This window comes from Demequina sp., from assembly GCF_049841215.1.
Taxonomy (GTDB): domain Bacteria; phylum Actinomycetota; class Actinomycetes; order Actinomycetales; family Demequinaceae; genus Demequina.
The window spans coordinates 1-23,944 of record NZ_JASGEO010000013.1; the positions used below are offsets into that span (position 1 = coordinate 1).

Sequence of the window (23,944 nt, forward strand, 5' to 3'; positions counted from 1 at the left end):
ACCCGCTCCGGCACCCGCGCCGGCGGCCGCTCCGGCTCCTGCGGCCGAGGCCGCACCGGCACCCGCGGCATCCGGGCAGGGCGGCTCCGGCTACGTCACGCCCATCGTGCGCAAGCTCGCCTCCGAGCGTGGCGTTGACCTCGGCGTCGTGTCCGGCACAGGCGTTGGTGGCCGCATCCGCAAGGAAGACGTCATCGCGGCAGCCGAAGCACCGGCACCAGCCGCTGCCCCCGCAACCCCCGCCGCCCCTGCCGAGCAGGCCGCCCCCGCTGTAGCGTCGGGCGGGCTCGAAGTATCCGAACTACGTGGCCAGACCGTCAAGATGACGCGCATCCGCAAGGTGACAGCGGACAAGATGATGGAGTCGCTGCACGGCATGGCGCAGCTGACGTCCGTGATCGAGGTGGACTGCTCCAAGATCTGGGACCTGCGTGCCAAGAATAAGGACGCGTTCCAGGCCAAGTACGGCGTGGGGCTGTCCTTCCTGCCGTTCTTCACGGTCGCGGCCGCGGAGGCGCTGCAGAAGCACGCCAACGTCAACGCGTCGATCGTGGACGACTCGATCGTCTACCACCCCACGGTGAACCTGTCGCTGGCCGTGGACACCGAGAAGGGGCTCATGCTGCCGACGCTGCGTGACGCCGACTCGAAGTCTCTGCCAGAGCACGCTCAGGGCATCGCGGACCTCGCGGCCCGTGCCCGCAGCGGCGGCCTCAAGGCTGACGAGATCAGCGGCGGCACCTTCTCGGTGACCAACACGGGCTCGCTCGGCACGCTGTTCGACACCCCCGTGGTGCCGGCCCCGCAGGCCGCGATCCTTGCGACGTGCGCGATCGTCAAGCGCGCCGTCGTTGTCAAGGGACCGAACGGCGAGGACGTCATCTCGGTCCGCCCCGTCTGCTACCTGCCGCTCAGCTACGACCACCGGCTCATCGACGGCGCCGACGCGTCCCGCTTCCTGCAAGACGTCAAGAAGCGCATCGAGGCCGGTGCCTTCGAAGCAGACCTGGGTCTCTAGGTGCGAGTCGCGATAACGGGAGCGTCGGGCCTTATTGGCACGGCGCTCTCGGCGTCTTTGCGCGCCGACGGCCATGAGGTTGTCGCTTTGGTGCGCCGCGAGGCCCACGCGGGCGAGTCTCGCTGGGATCCCGCGCACGGCGTGATCGACAAGGACGCCCTGCTCGCGTGCGATGCCGTGGTCAACCTTGCCGGCGCATCCATCGGCGAAAAGCGCATGACCGACGCCTATAAGGCGGTGGTGCGGCAATCGCGCACGGATGCGACCTCGCTCATCGCGACCACGCTCGCGGATGGAGCCTGGAAGGGCGTGCTCATGCAGGGCTCCGCGATGGGCTTCTACGGAGACCGTGGCGAGGAAGTGCTCACCGAGAGGTCCGGGCCGGGGACCACGTTCCTCAGCGAGATCGTGCTCGCGTGGGAAGGATCCGCGCAACCGGCCATCGACGCTGGTATTCGCACGGTTTTCACGCGCACGGGCCTAGTGTTAGCGCCGCATGGAGGGTTCGCAGAGCGCCTGCTCCCGTTGGTTCGGCGTGGCCTGCTGCGGCGCTTTGGCAACGGTCGCGAGTTCCATGCGTGGATCACCCTCGAAGATCAGGTGCGCGCCACGCGCTTCCTCATGGAGTCCTCGAACCACGAGGGGCCCGCGAACATCGTTGCGCCCCACGCAACTCGTGATGAGAAGCTCATCGGCGCTCTCGCGGCCGCGGCGAACAAGCCTGCGACCTTCCCCGTGCCCGCGTGGGCGATGAAGCTTGCGGCAGGCGAGGCCGCGGTGGACCTCTTGACGTCGCAGAACGCGGAGGCCGGCGTGCTGTCGCGCCTCGGCTTCGAGTGGCACCACGGGGATATTCACGATGCGGCGCGGTGGGTCATGGTGGGGGCAGGATTCGCTCCACCAGCCACCCACTCTGCGTGAGGCGCAGCTCTAGAAGTGCCGTGGCCTCGCCCGCGGCCACCTCTTCTTGCCCGACGCTGTAACCGCTGAGCGCCGTCGTCACCTCCACGATCGCCCCGGTTTGGGTGGCCTCGACCACGCGAGCATCGGCGCTTAGCAGGGTGAGGCCATCGAACGCGAGGTCCCCCGTGCGCAGGCCGAGCGCGGTTGATTGATCGGCTCTCGCGGCCTCGCCCCCGGGTAAGGAGACCGCGAGCAGGCCCGCAGCGTCGCTCGCCGCGAGTGCGGCGATGCGCCGTTCGGTCAACGAGATCGCGGCCTTTCGCGGCCCCTCAAGCGCCGTGACGCGAACGGGCGGCGTTGCCGCGCCGATGTGGGCCGTCGAGCCCTCCATGAGGCGCTCCGGACCCGCCGCCACTGCAGGCACGAGCGCAGCCCCACTGATGACGCCCACCACGGCGAGCGCGGCGAGGGGAGAGAGTTTGATCGCGGTGCGCTCTGCACGCCACCAGCGGTCCTGCGGTCGCTTCTCGGTCCGCGCGATAACGCCAGCGCGCATCGCCGCGACCACGGGCGCCTCCGGGGGTCTGATCGGTTCCGTTGGGGCGCACCGAGCGAGCGCCGCGGCCGCATGCGCGGCCGTTGGCCGCTCGCTCGGGTCCGCCGCGAGCAACGGTTCCGTCCATGCATCGATTGCGGGCTTGGCCGCGTCGTCAGCGAGGGATCGCAGCGCCAGTCCAAGGGAGTACACGTCGGCCGCAGGATCGGCGCCGGCGTGACGGTCCGGCGGCGCGAATCCCGGAGTGCCGCGCTCCTCGCTTAGCGCACCCATGGTGTCGACAAGCGTCACCGCCTTTCCACGAGCCACCACGTTCGCGGGTGAGACGTCACCGTGCGCCAATCGCTCGGCGTGCATCGCGGCGAGGGCGTCGGCTACCCCTACCCCAATGGTGATGCACTCCCCCAGCGTGAGCGCGCGCGTGCCGCGGATCTCGGCGAGCGAGGCGCCCGAGGCAACCGGAACGCTGAAGGCGACCACGCCGTCGGGCCGCCGCGTCACGGCGGTGGGAACCAGCACCCCTCGGCAGCGGTCGCGTGCCCTGCCGAGCGCGGCGGATCGCGCGAGCGCGCTCGTCAGCAAGTCGCTTCCGCGACCTAGTTCTCGAGTGAGTAGCTCCGCCACCCTCTAAGGGTGCCGCGCTGCTCAAGGGCACATGCGGTTATCCACAACCCGAATTCGCGAACTCAGTCCTCGATCTGACGGTGCCATGGCGCCCAGGAATGGCGGCCGATGTCGATCATCGTCCCAGGTATGAGAAGGGATCGCACGATGATCGTGTCGATGAGCACTCCCGCGGCAACGATGAAGGCGATCTGCGCGAGGAAGATCAACGGGATCACTCCAAGCGCCGCGAATGTTGCGGCGAGCACCACTCCCGCGGACGTGATCACGCCTCCCGTGACCGCGAGCGCGTGCTCCACTCCTGTACGCGTGCCGCGGCGCAGCGACTCCTCGCGGGCGCGCGACATGAGGAAGATTGAGTAGTCGACGCCGAGCGCCACGAGGAAGACGAACGCCAACAGAATCGTCGCGAGGTCCACGCCGGGGAAGTCGAAGATCACGGTGAAGACGAGGGCCGAGAGCCCCAGGGCGGCCGCGAACGACAGGATATTGGCGATGACGATGACGAGCGGCGCCACAAGCGCGCGCAGCAGCAGGATCAGCACCACAAAGATCACCAGCAGCACTACCGGGATGATCACCTCGGCGTCGCGTTGTGTGGTGAGACGGGTGTCGAGAGCCTCCGCGGCCTCGCCGCCAACCAGCGCGTCTGGAGACGTCTCAGCGATGGCGGCGCGCACGTCGCCAACGATGTCCGCGGCGGCCGCATCGGTGGACGCCACCTGGGTGACGGCGACGAGCTCGACGTGGCCGTCGACAACGATGGGCTGCTCGCCCTCGGCCGCAGGCTGCCCGGTCGCCGAGGACTCCGTGAGCGGATACACGGCGGTGATGCCATCAACCTCGGACACGGCGGCCGCGACCGCCTCTGCGTCGTCTTGGGGCACGATGATGCGCACGGGCGACGTGGCCCCCGCATCGAAGTGCTCCTCAAGCACCGCGAGGCCCTTGACCGAGTCGGGGTTGTTGAGGAAGTAGTCGCGGTTGCCGATGCCGCCCACCTTGAGCATGGGCAGGAACGCGGCCATCAGCACAAGCGACGCCGCGGCAAGGAGCCACGTGCGGCGCGGCTTGGCGCGCACCCCGGCCGCGATGCGGTCCCACAGTCCGGAGGGATGCTGCGCGTCCGCGCTCTCAAAGGCGGGGCGCTTGGGCCAGAACACGCCGCGTGCGTGCTTGCCGCCGATGAGCAGCAGTGCTGGAAGCAGCGTGAGGGCGGCGAGCAGAGCAGCCGCGATACCTACCGCGCCAGCCGGGCCAAGCGCCTGCAGAGACTTGAGGTCGCTCAGCAGCAGCACCAAGAGGCCCGCCGCTACCGTGCCCGCGGAGGCAGCGATCGGTTCGAGGGAGCGCCGCCACGCCACCCACATCGCCGAGTACGGCGACTCATGACGCAACAGTTCCTCGCGGTAGCGCGCCACCAGCAGCAGCGCGTAGTCGGTGGTGGCACCCACCACGAGGATGAACATGATGCCTTGCGCTTGCCCGTTGAGAGTGATGATGTCGTTGAGCGCGAGTTGGTACACCACGAGGATCGCCGCGGTGAGCGCGATCATCGCGGTGGCGAGCACGAGGAACGGCAACACAGGGCTGCGGTAGACGATGAGCAGGATCACCAGCACTACCGCGAGCGCCACGAGCAGGAGCACGCCGTCGATGCCCGAGAACGCCTCGAGCAGGTCGGCAACGAAGCCCATCGCCCCCGTGAGGAAGCCGTCGAGGCCCGTGCCCTGAGCGTCCCATGTCGACACGATCGTGGAGGCGATGAAGGTGCCGAGCGGCTCCTCGCCCACGAGTTCGTTGTACGTTTCGCCGTCCACGCTGAACGTCACGAGCGCGGCTCCGCCGTCCTCCGAAGGGATGACAGCGGGCGGAGCCAGGAGGGTGTCGCCAACGGTGCGCCCCTCAGGGTCCTCGCCGATGGTCGCGGCCGCCGCAGCGTCGGCGAAGGCTTGCACCTTGCCGAGGTCGACTTCGCCCGTGATTCCGTCCACGACAAACAGGCCAGGAATGGACTCCACCGGCACAAACTTGGCGTGCCACTCGGCGGCCTGCGTGGACTCCGCGCTCTCGGGAAGGAACGCCGCGGCGTCGTTCTCTTGCACCGAGGAGAGCTTGCCGAACGTCTGGCCCCCCACGGATGAGATCGCGAGCCACCCGAAGATGGCAAGCACAATGAGCACGGGACGCAGCCAGGGACGGATTCGCATGCCCCTATTGTCGCTGGGGAATGGGCCGACGCTGGCACCGGTTAGCCTTGACGCTATGCGTATCGAGTCCTACGACCTGGGAACGCGGCTCGTGCCGTACCAGGAGGCCTGGGACCGTCAGCGCGCCGAACACGCTGAGGTGGTGGCTGGCGGCGAGGACCGCATGCTGCTGGTGGAACACGAGGACGTGTACACCGCGGGCAAGCGCACCGCCAGTTGGGATCGGCCGATCGACGACACGCCCGTAGTGGACGTGGACCGCGGCGGCAAGATCACGTGGCACGGGCCCGGGCAGCTCGTTGGCTACCCCATCGTGCGCCTGCTTGAGCCGATCGACGTGGTGCGCTACGTGCGCCAGCTGGAAGAGGCGATCATCGACGTGTGCGCGGCGTTTGGCCTCGACACCATCCGCGTCGAGGACCGCTCTGGCGTGTGGCTGCCTGCCACGGACCACGCCAAGGAACGCAAGATCTGTGCCATCGGCGTGCGTGTGGCGAAGGGCGTGACCATGCATGGCTTCGCGCTCAACTGCAACCCTGACCTCACCGCGTTTGACCGCATCGTCCCGTGTGGCATTGCGGACGCGGATGTGACTAGCCTCAGCAAGGAACTTGGACGCGAGGTCACCATCCACGACCTCGTTCCCGCCGTGGTGGACAGCGTGAATGACGCGCTGGCCCCCATCACTCGCATCAAGGAGACCGTGTGACCATCGCGCCAGAGGGCCGCAAGATGCTGCGCATCGAGGCCCGCAACGCCGAAGTCCCCATCGAGCGCAAGCCCGACTGGATCCGCACCAAGGCCACCATGGGCCCCGAGTACAACGACATGAAGTCGCTCGTGAAGACGGGCGGCCTCCACACCGTGTGCGAAGAGGCGGGCTGCCCCAACATCTTTGAGTGCTGGGAGGACCGCGAGGCCACCTTCCTCATCGGCGGCGACCAGTGCACGCGCCGTTGCGACTTCTGTCAGATCGACACGGGAAGGCCCGCGGCCTTCGACGCCGACGAGCCCCGCCGTGTTGCCGAGTCCGTGCTGCAGATGGGCCTCAAGTACTCCACCATCACGGGCGTTGCGCGCGACGACCTTCCCGATGGCGGCGCGTGGCTCTACGCGGAGACCGTCCGCCAAATTCACGCGATGACCCCTGGTACGGGCGTGGAACTCCTCATCCCCGATTTCAACGCGAACCCGGACCAGCTTGCCGAGGTGTTCTCGTCGCGCCCTGAAGTGCTCGCCCACAACCTCGAGACCGTGCCGCGCATCTTCAAGAGCATCCGGCCCGCCTTCCGCTACGACCGCTCGCTGTCCGTGCTCACCTCCGCTCAGGCCGACGGGCTGGTCACCAAGTCCAACATCATCCTTGGCATGGGCGAGACCTTTGAAGAGGCCGTGCAGGCCCTCCAGGACCTTCACGACGCAGGCTGTGACCTCATCACCATCACGCAGTACTTGCGGCCGAGCCCACGTCACCACCCCGTTGATCGCTGGGTCAAGCCCGAAGAGTTTGTGGAGCTGTCCACCGCTGCCGAGGAGATCGGCTTCCTTGGGGTGATGTCCGGACCTCTTGTGCGCTCGTCCTACCGGGCGGGCCGCTTGTGGGGTCAAGCGATGACGAGCAAGGGTCGCCCCATTCCCGAAGCCCTCGCGCACCTCGGTGAGCCGACTACGGCACGTCAGGAAGCGTCGGCCCTGTTGGCCGCACGGCCGTAGACTGTTCGCCATCATGGCGAAGAACGATCCCGCACCCAAGAAGCCCCGCTGGTACCAACTGATTGGTCAGGCGTACCGGTCCACGGCACCCCACGACAAGCTCCTGCTGCCGATCATCCTGATCAGCGCGCTCGGTCCCATCGCGCTTGGTGTGCTCGTTGGCCTCCTCATCGGCAACACGATCGCGCTGGTCTACTGCATCATCTTTGGCGTGCTCGTGGGCACGCTGCTCGCGCTGTTCATGCTGACCAAGCGGTTCGAGAAGACCGCGTTTGGCCAGATGGAAGGCGTGGTTGGTGGGTCGCTCGCCGTTGCGCAGTCCATTCGTAGCGGCTGGGAGTTCGACGACGCCCCGCAGGCCATGGACCCCAAGGGACGCGCGGTGGTGTTCCGCGGCGTGGGCAAGACGGGCATCGTGTTGCTCGCGGAGGGCGGCGGCGCGGCACACCGCCTGGTGGATGACGCCAAGAAGCGCCTCAACAAGCTCATTCCCGGCGTGCCGATTCGTGCGATCTACGTGGGCAAGGGCGCCAACGAGGTGCCGATCTCAAAGATTGTGCGTGAGATTCGCAAGGGCAAGACGGTGCTGTCACGCGGCGAGCGTGCGGCGGTGTCCAACCGCCTGCGCGCCATCGGTGGTGCCAAGCTCCCCGTGCCCAAGGGCGTTGACCCGTTGCGTGCCCGCCCCGACCGCAAGGCGCTCAAGGGAAAGTAATCGTCAGTCCTTCGCCGGTGGCCTCCACGGTCACGGCGGTGAAGTCCCTGATGCGGCCCGCGATTCCGTTGGCCTCCACGTTGCCAACGGCCACTACTGCGCAACCGGCGGCAAGCCCTGCCTCGATACCCGCGATCGTGTCTTCGAACACCACGCAGTCCTCCGGCACCACCCCAAGGGCCGACGCTGCGGCCAGATAACCTTCCGGGTTCGGCTTGCCATGGGTCACGTCATCGGCGCCGATCAGCACGGGTGGCGGAGGGAAGCCATTCTGGGTGAGCCGTTCGTGCGCCGGGTGATGGATTGCCGAGGTCACCACCGCCCAACGCTCGAGTGGGATCGCGAGCACCGCCTCACGTGCACCAGGGATCGTGGTGACCTCCGTGAAGCGCTCCCCCTCTGCGGTGTGAATCCAATCGAGCCACTCATCGATGCGCGTCGTATCAGCGACGAACTTCGCGATCGTGTCGCGGGACGGGCGGCCGTGCGCAAAGTCGATGACGGCGCGCGCGTCAACTCGATTCGCCTCCGCGAACTCCGACCACACAGCCTCCACCATCGCGGTGGAGTCCACGAGCGTGCCGTCCATATCGAACAGCACGGCGGCGGCGGTGAGCCGCATCAGCGGATGGAGATGAGGCGGGTTCCGGCCGCGCGGTCGTGAAGGCCGCGGCCCTCTGAGTCCCACACCACCGCGGGAATCACAAGGGCGAGGAGCACGGTGCGAATGGCGCCAGCCTTGAGACCGGGGAAGCCGCCGCCGTCCTCACGCACCACGCGCAGGCCCGCGATGCGGTGGCCGTACGTCATGCCGATGAGAGACACGAGGAAGAAGTGCTGCACCGCCCAGATGCTGAGCGTCGCGAGCGGCTTGCCGGCGAACACCCGCTCAATGCCGCCCGCGTCCGCGTACTCCGCAACGGGGAAGAAGAAGCCAGAGATGATGAGGCACAGCACCCAGTCGATCGCAATGCCCCCGATGCGAGCGAGAATGGAGGCGCGGCCCGGTTCGGGGGCCTCGCCCTCAGATGCCTGGTTGTCGTTGTTCGAAGGGGTCACGTCGGTCACCGGGCAATCGTAACCAAGCCAGCCACAGCGTCGGGCCGCGGACTGTCACCCTGCGCGAAGTCGCCGGGCCAACCAGTTAACACTCCCGTAACGCGTCATGAATGCGCCCGAAACTGGTTGGTCCTAGGCTGAACCCGCCAGTGACGGCAAGACCAACCCTTTTTGAGGAGTACACGGATGTTCAAAGACGCCGACGAGGCCATTGCCTACGTCAAGAAGGAAGGTGTCGAGTTCGTCGACATCCGCTTCTGCGACCTCCCCGGCCAGATGCAGCACTTCAACATTCCCGCCTCGCAGTTCACCAAGGACGTGTTCGAGGAAGGCGCCATGTTCGACGGTTCGTCGATCCGCGGTTTCCAGGCGATCAACGAGTCCGACATGAAGCTGCTGCCCGACGTCGCGACGGCGTTCATCGACCCGTTCCGCGAGCACAAGACGCTCGTCATCAACTTCTCGATCGTGGACCCGTTCACGAACGAGCCCTACTCGCGCGACCCCCGCAACATTGCGGCGAAGGCCGTGGAGTACCTCAAGTCCACGGGCATCGGCGACACCGCCTTCTTCGCTCCCGAGGCCGAGTTCTTCATCTTCGACTCCGTGCGCTTCGACACGAACCAGCACGAGGGGTACTACCACATCGACTCGTCCGAGGCCTGGTGGAACACCGGCGTCGAGTACGAGGAGGACGGCACCCCCAACCGCGGTTACAAGACGCGCTACAAGGGCGGCTACTTCCCCGTCAGCCCTGGCGACCAGTTCGCTGACCTGCGCGACGAGATGTGCAAGGTCCTCGGCGAGGTTGGCCTCGAGCTCGAGCGCGCGCACCACGAGGTGGGCACCGCAGGCCAGCAGGAGATCAACTACCGCTTCAACACGCTGCTGCACGCGGGTGACGACATCCAGAAGTTCAAGTACGTCGTCAAGAACGTGGCTTGGAAGCACGGCAAGACCGTGACCTTCATGCCCAAGCCGCTCTTCGGAGACAACGGCTCCGGCATGCACGTGCACCAGTCCATCTGGAAGGACGGCGACCCGCTGTTCTACGACGAGAAGGGCTACGGCGGCCTGTCCGACATCGCCCGCTGGTACATCGGCGGCATCCTCAAGCACGCTCCGTCGCTGCTCGCGTTCACCAACCCCACGGTGAACTCGTACCACCGCCTGGTGCCCGGCTACGAGGCCCCCGTCAACCTGGTGTACTCGGCGCGCAACCGCTCCGCCGCCGTTCGTATCCCGATCACGGGCTCGAACCCCAAGGCCAAGCGCATCGAGTTCCGTGCCCCTGACCCGTCGTCGAACCCGTACCTCGCGTTCGCGGCGCTGCTCATGGCCGGCATCGACGGCATCAAGAACCGCATCGAGCCCCCGGCTCCCGTGGACAAGGACCTGTACGAGCTTCCCCCAGAGGAGCACGCACAGATCGCCCAGGTCCCCGCGTCGCTTCCCGAGGTGCTCGACGCCCTCGAGGCCGACCACGGCTTCCTCACTGAGGGCGGCGTGTTCACCGAGGACCTCATCGAGATGTGGATCGACCTCAAGCGCACGCAAGAGATTGACCCGCTGCGCTTCCGTCCGCACCCCCACGAGTTCGAGCTGTACTACGACTGCTAAGACCTCTTAGCTGGCAGGGAAAGGGGCCGCTTCCGGGAAACCGGGGGCGGCCCCTTTCGCATGCCCCACGGCGGCACCTGGTTTGGCCCGCCAATCACCCGCGGGCCCACTCCCCCGCCCTGCACGATCCTGTCGGTACAACCGCGTCGTACTGCGACTGCGCGCCGCATGACAAGCGCGCGGTTGGTGCCCCCTTTGTACCGAAAAGAAACGGGGTGGCGGGTCTAGGGTGAAGCCATGCTGCAGGCATTCCTGATTGGCGCGGTTGCGCAATCGTCGCTGTTGATCGTCGCCTTGTTGGCGTACCGCCTCAGAAATGTCAGCGAGAACCTGATCGGCCAGATGGCCGGCCTTGGTGCGGGTGCCCTGCTCGGCGCAGCCGCCTTCCAACTGGTGCCAGAGTCGAAGGAGTCCCTTGGCAGCCTTGAAATCAGCGTCTGGCTCTTGATTGGTGCAACGGTCTACGTTCTTGCTGACCGGATCATCGAGAGGCGCTTTGGCGAGGGTGGCGCGATGGGCATCGTGGTGGGCAACATCAACGACGCGCTTCCAGAGTCCCTAATCTTCGGCATCCAGCTGGGGACGGGCATGGCGTTCAGCCCCACTCTCGCGGCCTCGGTGTGGGTGTCCAACATCCCGCAGGTCTTTGCCCCCGCCTCACAGATGGTCAAGGACGGCTGGGCGATGCGCAAGCAAGCGATCCTGTGGGGCTCGATCGTGATCGCGTCCGGCATCTTCGCCGCCGTTGGCTACGCCGCCGCGAACGCCCTTGGCGACGTTGGCGGCGCGCGCATCGCCGCGTTCACCACTGGTGGCCTCATCGCGATGCTCAGCACGTCGATGATTCCGTTCGCCTACGAGAAGGCGAAACTGTTCGCGGGCATATGGGCGGTCGTTGGCTTCGCGGCGACCCTCGCCGCGTCCTAGCCCCGCCTAGTCCACACCCAGACCGCCACCCCTCCCCCTGGTTTCGTGTCGGTACATTCGTGTCGCTTCCGCGCGCGCGAAATGCGACGGGGTTGTACCGACACCACTGCGGGGGTGGCAGGGGTGCAATGGGACGGCGGTCCCGCGCTACCGACTCACCGAGTGGCAGGCTTGACCCGTGACCGACAACGCCCAGCTGTTCCCCGGCAAGCACTTCATCTCCACGGTGTTGGACGCGCTCGAGACCAAGACCACGATGAGCGGCGGCCTCACGCGCGTCTACCTCATGCGCGCGGCTATGGCCGGGATCATCATCGGCGTCATGTACCTCGCGTACTTCAACGTGGTGGCGGCGTTCGCGGGAATCGGTGACGGCAGCCTTGTTGCCGTGGGCAAGTTCGTGGGCGCCTTGCTCTTTGGCTTCGCCCTCGTCTTCATCTACTACTCGAAGTCAGAGCTGCTGACCTCGAACATGATGATCGTGGCCATCGGCGGCTACTACCGCCGCATCACGTGCTTCCGCGCGGGCCGGATCCTGGTGCTGTGTTTCCTCGGCAATGCGATCGGCGGCTTGCTGCTTGCCGTGCTCGTCAAGTTCTCCACGCTCGCAGACGGCGGCGCCGGCGAGCAGATGGACGCCGCGCTCGAACACAAACTCGCCTACATCCACGAAGGTCTCGCTGGCTGGGGCGACCTCTTTGTGCGCGCCATCCTCTGTAACTTCATGATCAACCTGGCGATGCTGCTGGTCTACAACGGCATCATCAAGGACGACCTCACCAAGTGCCTCGCGATGATTGTGAGCGTCGCGATTTTCGCCTTTGTGGGCTTCGAGCACTCCGTGGCCAACACGGTGTTCTTCACCGTGATGGGACTCCACGGGGGTATCGACGTGGGAGCGGCGCTCGCCAACATCGGCGTCGTGCTCGCGGGTAACTTCGTTGGCGGCGGCCTCTTGATCGGCTGGTACTACGCCTACGCGAACGACGACCGTCGCTACTTGCGCACCCACCCGCCGGCTGGCGACGAGTAGTCGGCACCGAGCGCTTCTTGCTCGTCGGCCCAGATTTCCAAGAGCGCAAGTTTGTCGGCCACCGCGGATCCAGGCTCCACCGCGTACACCAGCAGCGTCAGATCGGGATCGGACGGCAGCTCCATCCCCTCAAGCTCAAGTTCGAGGATCCCCACCGCAGGGTGATAGATGCGCTTCCTCCCGGAGCGGTGGAACGTCACGTCGTGCCGCGCCCATAGCCGCCGGAACTCCTCGGAACGCGTGGACAATTCGCCGATGAGCTGCGTGAGCGCGGGATCGCGCGGCCGCTTTCCCACTTCCATGCGCAGCAGCGCGGTGACGTCGGCAGCAGCCTTGGCCCAGTCTGGAAAGTACTCGGTGCCTGCGGGGTCAAGAAACACGAACCGCGCGGTGTTCACGGGCCGCTCGCCGCTCATGAGCAGCGGCGCGTAGAGGGCTCGCGACGCACGGTTGTGCGCGAGGTGATCGAGGCGTCCGTTCCGCACCCACGCGGGCGCGCTGATCGAATCAAGAATTCTCTGCACAGTGGGGCGAAGGGTGGTCGCCGTTTGCTTCGGCGCAGAGCGCGCAGGGCCCGACGCTCGCGCAAGATCGTACAAATGGTCGCGTTCAGCGGGGTCCAGTTGGAGCGCCGTGGCGAGCGAGTCAAGCACCGAGTCAGACGCACCGGACAGGTTCCCGCGCTCGAGCCGCACGTAGTAGTCAACGGACACCCCGGCGAGCATCGCGACCTCTTCGCGCCTCAGCCCCGGAACACGGCGGTTGCCGCCGTACGCGGGGAGCCCGGCGTCCTGGGGCGAGATGCGCGCGCGGCGAGTCCGCAGGAACTCGGTGACGGCTGGATCTGCGGGCACGGTCACACCTTACGCAGGCCGCGCACGGCCTCGACGTCGTCCCGCACCTCTTGTGGCTCATCCTCCAGCCCGACGCCGTGGTCACCGCCCCCTGCCAAGCCGGCCTCGTCGTCGGGCAGCAAGGCGGCGAACAGTGGCTCGAAGTCTCCCTGGAGGTCACCTTCTTGCGCGAACAACTCGATAGTCTTGCCCTCAGCACCGGGCGAGAACAGTGCCTCTACCAGCGTCTTCGCAATCTGAGAACGCGCCACTCCCCTGCGGTTTGTGACCTCGGTGCCATCGCCCTGCTCAAACAGCACGGCGTTCTGCGTTGCCGACTGGTACTCAAACCAGCCGGGCCGCACGATCGTGTAGGGCGCCCCGTAGGCGCGCACCAGGCGCTCCGCGCGGCGCTTCCAGTTCATGATGCCGCCCCACGACGAGGTCTCGCGCGTGACCCCCATCGACGTCATGAGCGCGATGCGCGGCGTGGCGCCATCGAGCGCCTTGAGCACGCGCAGCACCCCGTCATAGTCCACGGTCCTATCGTCGCCGCCATGGGTGAGCACAATCCCGTCAACCCCGGCCAGCGCTGCAACCAACCCCTCGCCTGAGGCGAGGTCGCCGCTCACCAAGGCCACAGCGTCGGGCAGAATGGTGCGAGCCCGCGCTTCATCGCGCACAAGCGCCCGCACGGACGCGCCGTGCGCAAGCAACTCGTCGACGACGAGGCGCCCAATGCTTCCCGTAGCGCCAATCGAGAGCACCGTGGTCATGGCTTCACCATCACTTTCAGAGACTCGCGGGCGTCCATCGCCGCGTAACCCGCGGGAACGTCCTCGATGCCCACCACTCGATCAAACACCCGCCCGGGGTTGATGGCTCCGCTCAGCACGCGACCGATGGCGTCCTCCAGGTACGCGCGCACGGGCGCGGGCCCGCCCGTCATGGCGGCGTTCTTGCCGAACAGCTGGCCAAAGCCAGCTGGCGGCGAGTCAAACTGCGGCACGCCCACGCGGCTGATGACGCCGCCCGGCCGCACAATGCCGTACGCCTGTTCATATGCAGGGGCGTGCCCGACGGCCTCCAATACCACGTGACTCCCCTCACCTTTGGTGAGTTCGAGAACCCGAGCAATCCCCTCCTCGCCCCGTTCGGCCACCACGTCCGTGGCGCCAAACTCGCGGCCAAGGTCGGTGCGAGCTTCGTGACGGCCCATGAGGATGATGCGCTCGGCGCCCATTTCGCGCGCGGACAGCACGGCGCCAAGACCCACCGCCCCGTCGCCGATCACGGTGACGGTCTGTCCCGGGGCAACTCGCGCCATGTGTGCGGCATGCCATCCCGTGAGGTAAACGTCGGAGAGCGTGAGCAGGGAGGCGAGGAGAGCCTCGTCTGCGGTCTCGTCCACGCCGGGAACTTTGACCGCAGTGCCGTCGGCCCACGGCAGGCGAAGTGCCTCGGATTGGCCACCTACCAGCCATGATCCATGCACACAGGAGGTGTGGAAGCCTTCGCGGCAGAACACGCACGTGCCGTCGTGAACGGCGAAGGGGACGATGACGAAGTCGCCTGGCGTCAAAGTACGGACATCGGCGCCGACGCTGTCCACCACCCCAATCGCCTCGTGGCCCATGAGCCTGCCGGTCCCGGACGCGGGCATCGAGTGATACGGGTGCAGATCGGATCCGCAGATGCAGCCGCGGACCACGCGAATGATCGCGTCGGTGGATTCCTGAAGAACGGGATCGGGAACATCGAGGACGCGCACGTCCCCTGCCCCAAACATGAACGTCGCCTTGACCATCAGAGCCCCACCGCCTTCATGCCCGCTGGCGTGTACCGCTCGCCCACTACGCCAATCCGAGCCGCCAGCGCATCCAGATCGGCAACGTCGTCCGCGGACAGTGCCACCGTTGCCCCGCCGATGTTCTCGTCGATGCGCTCTCGGCGCCGGGTCCCGGGAATCGGCACAATGAACGGCGCCTGAAACAGCAGCCACGCCAAGGCCACCTGGCCGGGGGTGGCGCCCCTAGCGTCGGCCAGTGCGCGCACGTGATCCACGAGCGCCTGGTTCGCGTCCATCGCGTCCGGCTGGAAGCGCGGCGTGCTCGCGCGGAACTCGCCTTCCTTGACATCCGCCGCCGTCACAGTCCCGGTGAGGAAGCCCTTGCCAAGCGGGCTAAACGGCACAAACCCAACGCCGAGTTCGCGAAGCGTGGGCAGAACCTCGGGCTCGGGATCGCGCGTCCACAGCGAATACTCGCTTTGCAGCGCGGTGACCGGATGCACGGCGTGTGCGCGGCGAATGGTGGCCGCTCCTGCCTCTGACAGTCCAAAGTGCTTGACCTTGCCCTCTGCCACCAGTTCGCTCACGGCTCCCGCTACGTCCTCGATGGGCACGTTGGGGTCCACGCGGTGCTGGTAAAAGAGGTCGATCGCCTCCACTCCGAGCCGCTTGAGAGAGCCCTCGGCGACGCGCCGAATCTGCTCCGGGCGCGAGTCCGTGCCCTGCATCGCCCCGTCCACGATGTTCCAGCCGAACTTGGTGGCGACCACCACCTGATCGCGAATGGGCGCGATCGCGTCACCAACGAGTTGCTCGTTGTCGTACGGCCCGTAGACCTCCGCGGTGTCGATGAAGGTGACGCCCTGCTCCACGGCGTAGCGGATCACGCCGATCATGTCGTCGCGATCTCCGGGGTTTGGCCCATAGGACATCGACATTCCCATGGCGCCAAAGCCGATGGCCGAGACCTCAAGCCCCTGGCCCAGTGTGCGTGTGTGCATCATGACTCCCTGCTGGTAACTGATGCTCACAGTCAACTACCAACCGGTCAGTGGTGGGAGTGACTGTCAGTACCCGTCAGGCGACGCCCTCGTTCACGCCCGACGCTGCGGCTGAGTGACACTCGCAACAGGGGGTTTGCGGATAGTAAGGTAAGCGTTTACATTTGTGCCTGTGAGCACCGTTGCCCCAACTCAGTCCCCGTCGCAGACCTCCACCCAGTGGTGGCGCAATGCCGTGATCTACCAGATCTATCCGCGCTCGTTCGCGGATGGCAACGGAGACGGCATCGGCGATCTGCCAGGTATTACGCATCGCCTTGAGCACGTGGCTGCGCTCGGGGTCGACGCCGTGTGGCTCTCTCCCTTCTACGTCTCTCCGCAGCACGACGCCGGCTACGACGTAGCGGACTTCCGCGATGTAGACCCCGTCTTTGGGAACCTCGATGACGCCGACGCACTCATCGCGCGCGCGCATGAGCTTGGCCTCAAGGTCATCGTGGACATGGTTCCCAACCACGTTTCCAGCGAACACGTGTGGTTCAAAGAAGCGAAGGCGGCCCCGGAGGACTCCCCCGCCCGCCACCGATTCATCTATCGCGACGGCCGCGGCGAAAACGGCAGCGAGCCGCCCAACAACTGGACCTCCGTCTTCGGCGGCCCGGCATGGACCCGCGAGACCCGCCCAGACGGCACTCTCGGCCAGTGGTACCTGCACCTTTTCGACTCCACCCAACCGGACCTCAACTGGTCCCACCCTGACGTCCAGAACGACTTCGACGACATCCTGCGCTTCTGGCTCGACCGTGGGGTCAACGGCTTCCGGGTGGACGTCGCGCACGGCCTCATCAAGGAGGAAGGCCTTCCGGACCACTTCCCCAAGGAAGGCGGCGGCTCGATGGGCGGCGAGGAGTTCCACGCCACGCCGTACTTTGGCCAAGAGGGCGTTCATGAGGTGTGGCGGCGCTGGCGAACGATTCTTGACAGCTACGGACCGGACCGCATCCTCGTGGCGGAGGCCTGGGTCTACCCCCTCACCCGCATGGCGAACTGGGTGCGCCCAGACGAGATGCATCAGGCGTTCAACTTCCCGTACCTCGAGACGCCGTGGAACGCCGATCGCCAGCGCACCATGATCACCGAGTCCCTAGCCGCCTTTGGCGGGGTGGGGGCTCCCAGCACATGGGTGCTCTCCAACCACGACGTGGTGCGGCACGCGAGCCGCCTCGCGCTCACCGCGGAGAACCCGCAGGGCCACGGCATTGGCCCCAACTCCCCTGGCCTTCCCATCGCGGATCTGGGCCTCAAGCGTGCACGCGCGGCCACCCTCATGATGCTCGCGCTTCCAGGGTCTGCGTACATCTACCAGGGCGAAGAGCTAGGCCTTCCCGAACACGTGTACATCCCGGACGACGCTCGCCAGGATCCCACCTGGTTCCGCACCAACAAGGAGCGCTACGGACGCGACGGTTGCCGCGTGCCCTTGCCATGGGAGGCCGCGGCTCCCGCGTACGGCTTCAACGACACGGGCGCGTCATGGTTGCCCCAGCCCGACGGTTGGGCTGGGTTGGCACGCGACGTCCAGTCCGCGGATCCCACCTCCACGCTCGCGCTGTACAAGGCCGCAATCCGCACGCGCCGCGAGCACTCGCTCGGCGACGGAAGCCTCGAGTGGCTCGACCTTGGCGAGGGCGTTCTCGCCTTCGACAACGGCGACGTCCGCGTCATCGCTAACGTGAGCGGCGCGCCGGTGAGAATCGATGGCCAAGTCCTTGTAGCGTCGGGCCCCGTGAGCGACGTTGTAGAGCCAGACACCACGGTGTGGTTGGCACGCTGACATGGCCAAGATCCAGAAGGTTGCGGAGCTAGCAGGCGTCTCAACGGCGACCGTCTCGCGCACCCTTGCTGGAAAGTCATCGGTCTCCCCAGAGACCCGCGCGCGCGTCGAGGCCGCCGCGAAGCAACTCGGCTATGTGGTCTCAGCAACCGCGTCGAGCCTTGCCTCCGGCCGCACGCGCAATGTGGGAATCGTGCTCCCCCAACTCACCGGCTGGTTCTACACGCGCGTGCTCGCCGGCGCCCACGCGGCTCTCGCGGACGCGGGCTACGACCTCACCGTGTATCACCTTGACCAGTCCGATGCGAATGGGGCGGACGAGCGCCGCAAACGCCTCTTTGACGAGGTGCTGCGCCGCAAGCGCGTGGACGCGTTCATCGCCGTCTCGCTGGAACTCACCGCGGACGAACTCGAGGAACTGCACGCCCTCAACAAGCCGCTCGTTGGCGTGAGCGGCCAGCTAGAGGGAATCCGCACTCTCGCTATCGATGACGCGGCGGCGATGCGCCTCGCCACGCAGCACGTGATTTCGCTTGGTCACACCGTGATCGCCCACATCGGAGGCGCACCGGAACTGGACCGCGACTTCCGCATCGGCGCCGTACGCCGCGAGGCCTACGAGGCCACCCTCACGGACGCCGGGCTCACGCCAGACGAGCACCTCGTTCGCACGGCCGACTTCACGATGGACGGTGGATACCAGGCGACGCTGCAATTGCTAGGCGATCCCTCCGTGACCCCTACGGCAATCGTGTGCGCCTCTGACGAGATGGCGATGGGTGCGCTGCTCGCCGCCCGCGACCTTGGCCGCGAGGTTCCGCAGGATCTCAGCATCGTCGGCATCGACGGGCACACCCTTGGCGAGTTCTGGGGCCTCACGACCGTGGCGCAGTACCCAGAGGAGCAGGGTCGGCTCGCCGCGGAGGCGCTGCTCGCGGAACTCGCTGGCGAGCCCGTGGCCAAGGAACACTTCTCGGTGCCGTTCAAGCTGGTGGTGCGCCGCTCCACGCGCGCGCTTCAGCAGCCGCGCTAACTATTCCTTTGGCGGAGTGGGCTTGCGCGCTCGCGTGGTCTTTGGGCTGCCCGACGCTGCGGCCGGCTTCTTCGTTGCTGTTGCCTTTGTTGTGGGCTTGCGGGCGGGTGCCTTCTTGACCGGCGCCGTTGGCTCGGTGGCGGGAGCGGGCTCATCGGCCGTGAGTTCCACCGTATCCACCACTTGTGCGTGAGAGGAAACGGGCGGCGTGGTCGCCACGACGGGCTTGGCGACCACGGGCTTTGCGACGACGGGCTCGGCGACCACAGGTTCGGCGACGGCGACCTCCGAGGTCACCACGCCGTCGGCCGTAACGGCCTTGTGCGGGAGATACTTCTCGCGGAAGCCTGGAAGTTGCCGGGCGATCACCCAGAAGAGCACGGCGAGCACGAGCGACCAGAGGGCCATCGAGAGCAAGCGGCTCGCGATGGGGCCTGTGGCGTTGCTGGACAGGAAGTCCTTGACGAATGTGCCGCCAGCGCTATCCGAGCCCCCGGGAAGTGCGTTGGCCACCGAGATGGGCAGGATGCGCCGCACCACGATGGAGACTGCGAGCACCACGAACCCCACCGCGAGAAGCGCCTGCGGCCAATACCAGCGGCTGCGTGGGGCCACAAAGAACCCAGCGACCACGAGCACAAGCGCCACCAAGAAGCCCCACGACGCGACGGCCTTGACGCCACCGTAGATACCGCGGATCTGGTCGAACGTGGCGGCGTCGATGAGTTCCTTCTCGATGGGCGGCACGGTCACATCGGGGAAGAAGAGCCCCACCACGGGAATCTCGTCGATGCGCTGATTGACGCGATCGCTTACGTCGATTGACAGCACGAAGGGGGCGGTGGCGCGGTCGGGCTTTGTCAGTTCTTCCGTGAGTTGCGCCGACACCTTGTCGACGGAGTTGGTGACCACCTCGTTGACTCGCTCTGACTCGAGCACATTCTGGACGACCCTCTCGAGCTCCGGTCGGAACGCCTGCACAATGCGATTGAGGAAGCGCCCCTCCGTCTGCCTGTCGAGGCCGTTGATGACCGCCTCCGACGCGGTCGCGGAGAAGGTGGGGTCTTCAAGCAGCTTCTGCGTGAGGTTGTTCGCGGCCTCTCCGGATTCCACGGCGTTGATGGCTTTGCCCGCCACGGCCCACGCCATGAGCATCATCGAGCCGAGGAGCACCAAGAATGCCGCGGCGATAATCCGGATCGTCTTCACTTCTTGCCTCCGTGTCCCCCGCGAGCAGCGAGCGTAAACAGTACCAACGCGACAATCATCGCACCCAGGGCCACCCAACCCATGGTGGTGGCAATTGAATTCTTTGCCTGATAGACCAGGTCGATCACGATCGCGTCCGCCACGCCAGCACCCGGTAGCAGATTCGCGATCGCTTGTGGCTCAAGCCTCACCATCACGAGCCACACCACCGCGCTGATCACGGCCACGGCCGTGGCTACCTTCGCGAAGAACCAGCGCTTGCGGCGGCTCACCAGGATTCCAAGGCCAATGAGAGCGAGACCCGCCCACCCAAACCACGTCTTCGCTATCTGCAACCAGTGCCACGTGGTGCGAACCGTGTCCGCCGTCTGCTCGTCCATGACCTGCACCGGGAGCCCCGGAACCACGATTGTTGGCAACGAGTCGCCGATGATGGGAATCTGGCCGAGCCTGGCGTTGACCTCGTCGCTGAAGTCAAGCGTCACCACCACAGGCCCCTCGCCCGGAGAGTTGAGCGCGTCCACCACTTGCGTGCGCACCGAGGCGGTCTGCGTGTGCACGAGCGTGATGAACGCATCCGAGGTCACGACCGCGTCGATGATGCCGCTAGTAATGCCCTCTACACCGGGAATGTCGGTGTTGAACCCCGCGTCCTCGAGCGCGTCAAGCACCGCGGTGGTGCCCTGATCCACGAGAGTCTCGCGAGCCACGTCTGTGGTGATGGCCCGCGCAGTCGTGTCCTCGATCACCGTGCCGTTCTCAAGGGCGTCGAGTGCAGCCATGCTCGCGGCCCACGTGGCGATCAGCAGGGCGCCGAGGGCAATGCACAGAGCTGATGCGAAGGTTCTGAGTGCACTCATGGCGTCTCCCAGCCGTAGAAGACGCGCTCGGTGACCGCCCTGGCGTGGCGGGCCGCGCGCGCGTATGCCTCGTCCAACTGGGCACCCGTCATGGCGGACTCAGTGATGTCGGCGAGCACGCCAAGTTCACGAACGTCGGAGGGCAACACATCCGTGTCCTTCGCCGCCCCGCGCAGGGCCATCGCGCCACGAAGGTCCGTGGCGAGGCGCCACGCCTGAGCGAGAATGCGCGCGTCCGACGCTGACACCAGGCGTTCTGCCTGCGCCGCCTCGAGTGCAGCGAGCGTCTGGGTGGTGTGGAGGGACGAGTGCGAGTGGCCGTGTTGCAACTGGAGCAGCTGCACGGTCCACTCCACGTCGGAGAGCCCTCCTGGGCCCAACTTGAGATGACGGCGAGGGTCCACCCCGCGTGGGAGCCGCTCGGATTCCATGCGTGCCTTGAGCGTGCGCATCTGCTTCAGCGCGCCCTCTGGAAGCGCCGCAGGGAAGCGCACGGGGTCAATTGCGGCCACGAACGCATCCCGCAACTCCATGTCCCCCGCACACGGCCGTGCTCGGAGCAGCGCTTGCGCCTCCCACGGATCCGACCAACGCCCGTAGTACTCCGCGCACGAGTCAAGCGAGCGCGCGAGAGGGCCATTCTTGCCCTCCGGCCGCAGGTCGGCGTCGATCTCAAGCGGTGGCTGGGCGCTCACCGCTTGCAACAACTTGCGCACCGTCACCGCCACCTGCACGGCCGACGCTTGGGTCTGCCCTTGCTCTGCCCCCGCGGAGGCGCCGTCCCAGACAAACTGCACGTCAGCGTCGGACGTATATGTCATCTCCCTGCCGCCGAAGCGGCCCATCGCCACCACGATCATGTGTACGGGCATCGCATCGGCGCCGCGCTCGTCTGTGACAACGTGACGAGCGATGCGCAGCGCGCCTTCGACGAGCACGTCGGCGGTGGCCGTCACCGCGATGGTGGCGTCTGAGGGGTTGATGAGGCCAAGCGCGTCCGCGGCGGCGATCCGAAGCAGTTCGCGCCTGCGCAACCCGCGCAGCGCCGCGATCGCCTGGTCCTGGTCGTTGGACCTCGTGAGAATCGCGTCGGCTTCCGCCCACAGCCGCTCGTAGCTGCGCGGCTCGAGCTCGGCGTCGTCGTCGAGCCACGTGACGGACTCCGCGGAGGCCAGCAGCGCCTTCGCCGCGTAGGCGGAGGTCGACAGCAGCCTCGCGAGCCGCTCCGCAGCGGTACCGGAGTCCCGCAGCAGCTTGAGATACCAGTGCGCGTCGCCCACGTGGTCGCTGAGCTGCCGGAACGCGAGCAGGCCTGCATCCGGATCCGCTCCCCTGGCAAACCAGCCGATCATCGCCGGCAGCAGCTGGCGCTGAATGAGCGCCCGGCGCGAGACACCATCAGTCAGCGCCACGATGTGCCGTTGCGCGTCAACGGGATCGCGGAAGCCAACCGCCGCGAGGCGTGCGCGCGCGGCCTCATCGTCCAGGGCGGCCTCGTCCGCGCTGAGACGCGCCACCACTGGCAGGATCGGCCGGTAGAACATTTCGAGGTGCATTGCTCGAACATCACGCCTGGTATCGGCCCAGACCTCGGACATGTACTCGACCGTTGCAAAGCCCGACGCTCTGGCAAGAATGCGCAGACCGTCCTCATCGCTTGGCATGAGGTGGGTTCTCGACAGTTTGCGCAATTGCAAGCGGTGCTCCCACACGCGCAACTGCCGATAGGCCCTGTCCATGCTCGCGGCTTGCGCGCGACCAACGTACCCACCCGCGCGCAGGGCGCGCAGGGCCTCGAGAGTGCCGCGCAGCCGCAAGGACGCATCCGCGCGCCCGTGCACCAATTGCAACAGCTGGATCGTGAACTCAACATCGCGAAGGCCGCCAGGCCCCAGCTTGATCTGCCGCTCCGACTGGTCGCGAGGCACGTGCTCCTCGACGCGCTTGCGCATCGCTTGAGCAGACTCCACGAACCCCTCGCGGCCAACCGCCGTCCACACCATCGGCCACACCGCGTCGAGATACTGCTGACCCACCTCGGCGTCGCCGGCGATCGGGCGCGCCTTGAGAAGAGCCTGGAACTCCCAGGTTTCCGCCCACCGCTCGTAGTACGCCTTGTGCGACGCGACGTTGCGCACAAGGGGACCATCCTTGCCCTCTGGCCGCAAGGCCGCATCGACTTGCCACAGCGGCGGCTCCGAGCCGGCGGTGTCGCACGCGCGCGCGGCGATCGTGGCCAGCTTGGTGGCCACTCTGATCGACGCTTCGTCGCTCGCGCCTTCCGCTGGTTCCGCCACGAAAATCACGTCAACATCGGAGACGTAGTTCAGCTCGCGCGCCCCGCACTTGCCCATGCCGATGATCGTGAGGCGAGTCTTCTCGTGCTCCGGTTCGCTCGCCCGCGCGATCGCGAGCCCCGCCTCAAGCGCCGCGCCCGCGAGGTCCGCAAGCGACGCCGCAACCGCGGGAAACAGCGCTGTTGGCTCGTGCGTGAAGAGGTCCTCTGCCGCGATCCTGAGCAAAGCGCGACGGTACGCCACACGCATGGCTGCCACAGCGTCGGGCCCCGTCATGGCGGCGACGGGAGAGGGTGACGAGGGATCCGCGCCAACCGCGGCGAGCAGCGCGGCGCGGACGTCCACCTCAGCGAACGACTCCCCGTCGGGCCACTGGCCAATGTCCGCAACGAACTCCGGGTGCCTCACAAGAAAGTCGCCGAGAGCAACAGAGCCGCCAAGCAGCACGCCAAGCTTGCCGCCGCCGAGCGAATCGCGAAGGGCCGACAACCCGTCGAGCACACCGGCGTCTCGCGCAGACTCCGCAAGGCGAAGCAGTTGCAGCAGTCCTGTATCGGGATCTGCCAGGTATGACAGGGCGTGCGCGGGGTCATCTACGGTGACATCGGTAACCGCGACGATCTGCTCCAAAAGGCGCTCTGCGCGCTCGGGATCGGAAACGCCTGACCGGCGCAGGCGCGTCGACAGCGAGACTTCGCGGGTGCTCACGC

The 23,944-nt window shown here is 66.7% G+C and carries 21 protein-coding genes; 10 read left to right on the forward strand and 11 right to left on the reverse strand.

The features are described 5' to 3' along the window. Together sucB and QM618_RS05895 are read left to right on the forward strand one after the other, a co-directional pair. Positions 1–1,018: 2-oxoglutarate dehydrogenase, E2 component, dihydrolipoamide succinyltransferase (gene sucB / locus QM618_RS05890; protein ID WP_428095653.1), on the forward strand; the 1,018-nt coding region annotated here is incomplete at its 5' end. After that, positions 1,019–1,939, forward strand: coding sequence for a TIGR01777 family oxidoreductase (locus tag QM618_RS05895; protein WP_428095654.1), 921 nt, complete (start codon positions 1,019–1,021; stop codon positions 1,937–1,939). On the opposite strand, the gene QM618_RS05900 is transcribed toward QM618_RS05895, so the two are convergent. Continuing rightward, positions 1,893–3,101, reverse strand: coding sequence for a hypothetical protein (locus QM618_RS05900; protein ID WP_428095656.1), 1,209 nt, complete (start codon positions 3,099–3,101; stop codon positions 1,893–1,895). The genes QM618_RS05895 and QM618_RS05900 overlap by 47 nt on opposite strands. 62 nt (positions 3,102–3,163) lie before the next feature. Next, positions 3,164–5,311, reverse strand: a complete 2,148-nt coding sequence (locus QM618_RS05905) for an MMPL family transporter (RefSeq protein WP_428095658.1) — start codon at positions 5,309–5,311, stop codon at positions 3,164–3,166. Positions 5,312–5,366: 55 nt separating this feature from the next. Between QM618_RS05905 and lipB the strand changes: the two genes are divergently transcribed. Genes lipB through QM618_RS05920 form a run of 3 tightly spaced genes read left to right on the forward strand, consistent with a single transcriptional unit; the run spans position 5,367 to position 7,739 of the window. After that, positions 5,367–6,020, forward strand: a complete 654-nt coding sequence (lipB, locus tag QM618_RS05910; protein ID WP_428095660.1) for a lipoyl(octanoyl) transferase LipB — start codon at positions 5,367–5,369, stop codon at positions 6,018–6,020. Next, the gene (gene lipA / locus QM618_RS05915) at positions 6,017–7,024 is read left to right on the forward strand and encodes a lipoyl synthase (RefSeq protein ID WP_428095662.1); all 1,008 of its coding nucleotides are present in this window, start codon (positions 6,017–6,019) and stop codon (positions 7,022–7,024) included. The genes lipB and lipA overlap by 4 nt, the downstream gene beginning before the upstream one ends. A gap of 13 nt (positions 7,025–7,037) precedes the next feature. Then, a complete protein-coding gene (locus tag QM618_RS05920) occupies positions 7,038–7,739 on the forward strand; it encodes a DUF4191 domain-containing protein (protein WP_428095665.1) in 702 nt (233 codons plus the stop codon). Here the strand turns inward: QM618_RS05920 and QM618_RS05925 are convergent. Together QM618_RS05925 and QM618_RS05930 are read right to left on the reverse strand one after the other, a co-directional pair. Further along, the gene (locus tag QM618_RS05925) at positions 7,726–8,361 is read right to left on the reverse strand and encodes an HAD-IA family hydrolase (RefSeq protein ID WP_428095667.1); all 636 of its coding nucleotides are present in this window, start codon (positions 8,359–8,361) and stop codon (positions 7,726–7,728) included. The genes QM618_RS05920 and QM618_RS05925 overlap by 14 nt on opposite strands. Next, positions 8,361–8,807 carry an RDD family protein gene (locus tag QM618_RS05930; RefSeq protein ID WP_428095669.1) on the reverse strand — a complete coding sequence of 149 codons (447 nt, stop codon included), beginning with the start codon at positions 8,805–8,807 and terminating at the stop codon, positions 8,361–8,363. Before QM618_RS05930 ends, QM618_RS05925 begins: the two co-directional genes overlap by 1 nt. 177 nt (positions 8,808–8,984) lie before the next feature. Between QM618_RS05930 and glnA the strand changes: the two genes are divergently transcribed. The 3 genes from glnA (at position 8,985) to QM618_RS05945 (ending at position 12,378) form a co-directional block, all read left to right on the forward strand. Further along, positions 8,985–10,418 carry a type I glutamate--ammonia ligase gene (glnA, locus tag QM618_RS05935; RefSeq protein ID WP_428095672.1) on the forward strand — a complete coding sequence of 478 codons (1,434 nt, stop codon included), beginning with the start codon at positions 8,985–8,987 and terminating at the stop codon, positions 10,416–10,418. A 237-nt stretch (positions 10,419–10,655) separates the two neighbouring features. Beyond that, positions 10,656–11,345, forward strand: coding sequence for a hypothetical protein (locus QM618_RS05940; RefSeq protein ID WP_428095674.1), 690 nt, complete (start codon positions 10,656–10,658; stop codon positions 11,343–11,345). 178 nt (positions 11,346–11,523) lie between these two features. Then, complete coding sequence (locus QM618_RS05945; protein ID WP_428095676.1) at positions 11,524–12,378, forward strand: formate/nitrite transporter family protein; 855 nt, start codon at positions 11,524–11,526, stop codon at positions 12,376–12,378. On the opposite strand, the gene QM618_RS05950 is transcribed toward QM618_RS05945, so the two are convergent. The 4 genes from QM618_RS05950 to QM618_RS05965 are packed head-to-tail and all read right to left on the reverse strand — an operon-like array spanning position 12,342 to position 16,001. Next, complete coding sequence (locus tag QM618_RS05950) at positions 12,342–13,232, reverse strand: helix-turn-helix transcriptional regulator (RefSeq protein ID WP_428095678.1); 891 nt, start codon at positions 13,230–13,232, stop codon at positions 12,342–12,344. The two genes, QM618_RS05945 and QM618_RS05950, sit on opposite strands and share 37 nt — an antisense overlap. A gap of 2 nt (positions 13,233–13,234) precedes the next feature. Next, complete coding sequence (locus tag QM618_RS05955) at positions 13,235–13,987, reverse strand: SDR family oxidoreductase (protein WP_428095680.1); 753 nt, start codon at positions 13,985–13,987, stop codon at positions 13,235–13,237. Next, on the reverse strand, positions 13,984–15,018 hold the full coding sequence (locus tag QM618_RS05960; RefSeq protein ID WP_428095682.1) for a zinc-binding dehydrogenase: 1,035 nt from the start codon (positions 15,016–15,018) through the stop codon (positions 13,984–13,986). Before QM618_RS05960 ends, QM618_RS05955 begins: the two co-directional genes overlap by 4 nt. Continuing rightward, positions 15,018–16,001, reverse strand: a complete 984-nt coding sequence (locus tag QM618_RS05965; RefSeq protein WP_428096466.1) for an aldo/keto reductase — start codon at positions 15,999–16,001, stop codon at positions 15,018–15,020. The genes QM618_RS05960 and QM618_RS05965 overlap by 1 nt, the downstream gene beginning before the upstream one ends. 172 nt (positions 16,002–16,173) lie before the next feature. Between QM618_RS05965 and QM618_RS05970 the strand changes: the two genes are divergently transcribed. Together QM618_RS05970 and QM618_RS05975 are read left to right on the forward strand one after the other, a co-directional pair. Further along, on the forward strand, positions 16,174–17,835 hold the full coding sequence (locus tag QM618_RS05970; protein ID WP_428095684.1) for a glycoside hydrolase family 13 protein: 1,662 nt from the start codon (positions 16,174–16,176) through the stop codon (positions 17,833–17,835). Between the two features lies 1 nt (position 17,836). After that, complete coding sequence (locus QM618_RS05975; RefSeq protein ID WP_428095686.1) at positions 17,837–18,868, forward strand: LacI family DNA-binding transcriptional regulator; 1,032 nt, start codon at positions 17,837–17,839, stop codon at positions 18,866–18,868. Here QM618_RS05975 and QM618_RS05980 read toward each other — a convergent pair whose 3' ends face one another. From QM618_RS05980 to QM618_RS05990, 3 genes are read right to left on the reverse strand one after another with little or no spacing between them, the layout of a single operon-like run. Further along, complete coding sequence (locus QM618_RS05980) at positions 18,869–20,077, reverse strand: hypothetical protein (protein WP_428095689.1); 1,209 nt, start codon at positions 20,075–20,077, stop codon at positions 18,869–18,871. Continuing rightward, complete coding sequence (locus tag QM618_RS05985) at positions 20,074–20,937, reverse strand: LPXTG cell wall anchor domain-containing protein (protein ID WP_428095691.1); 864 nt, start codon at positions 20,935–20,937, stop codon at positions 20,074–20,076. The genes QM618_RS05980 and QM618_RS05985 overlap by 4 nt, the downstream gene beginning before the upstream one ends. Then, entirely contained in the window at positions 20,934–23,942 is a 3,009-nt protein-coding gene (locus QM618_RS05990) for a bifunctional [glutamine synthetase] adenylyltransferase/[glutamine synthetase]-adenylyl-L-tyrosine phosphorylase (protein ID WP_428095693.1), read from the reverse strand. Before QM618_RS05990 ends, QM618_RS05985 begins: the two co-directional genes overlap by 4 nt. Positions 23,943–23,944: the final 2 nt, after the last annotated feature.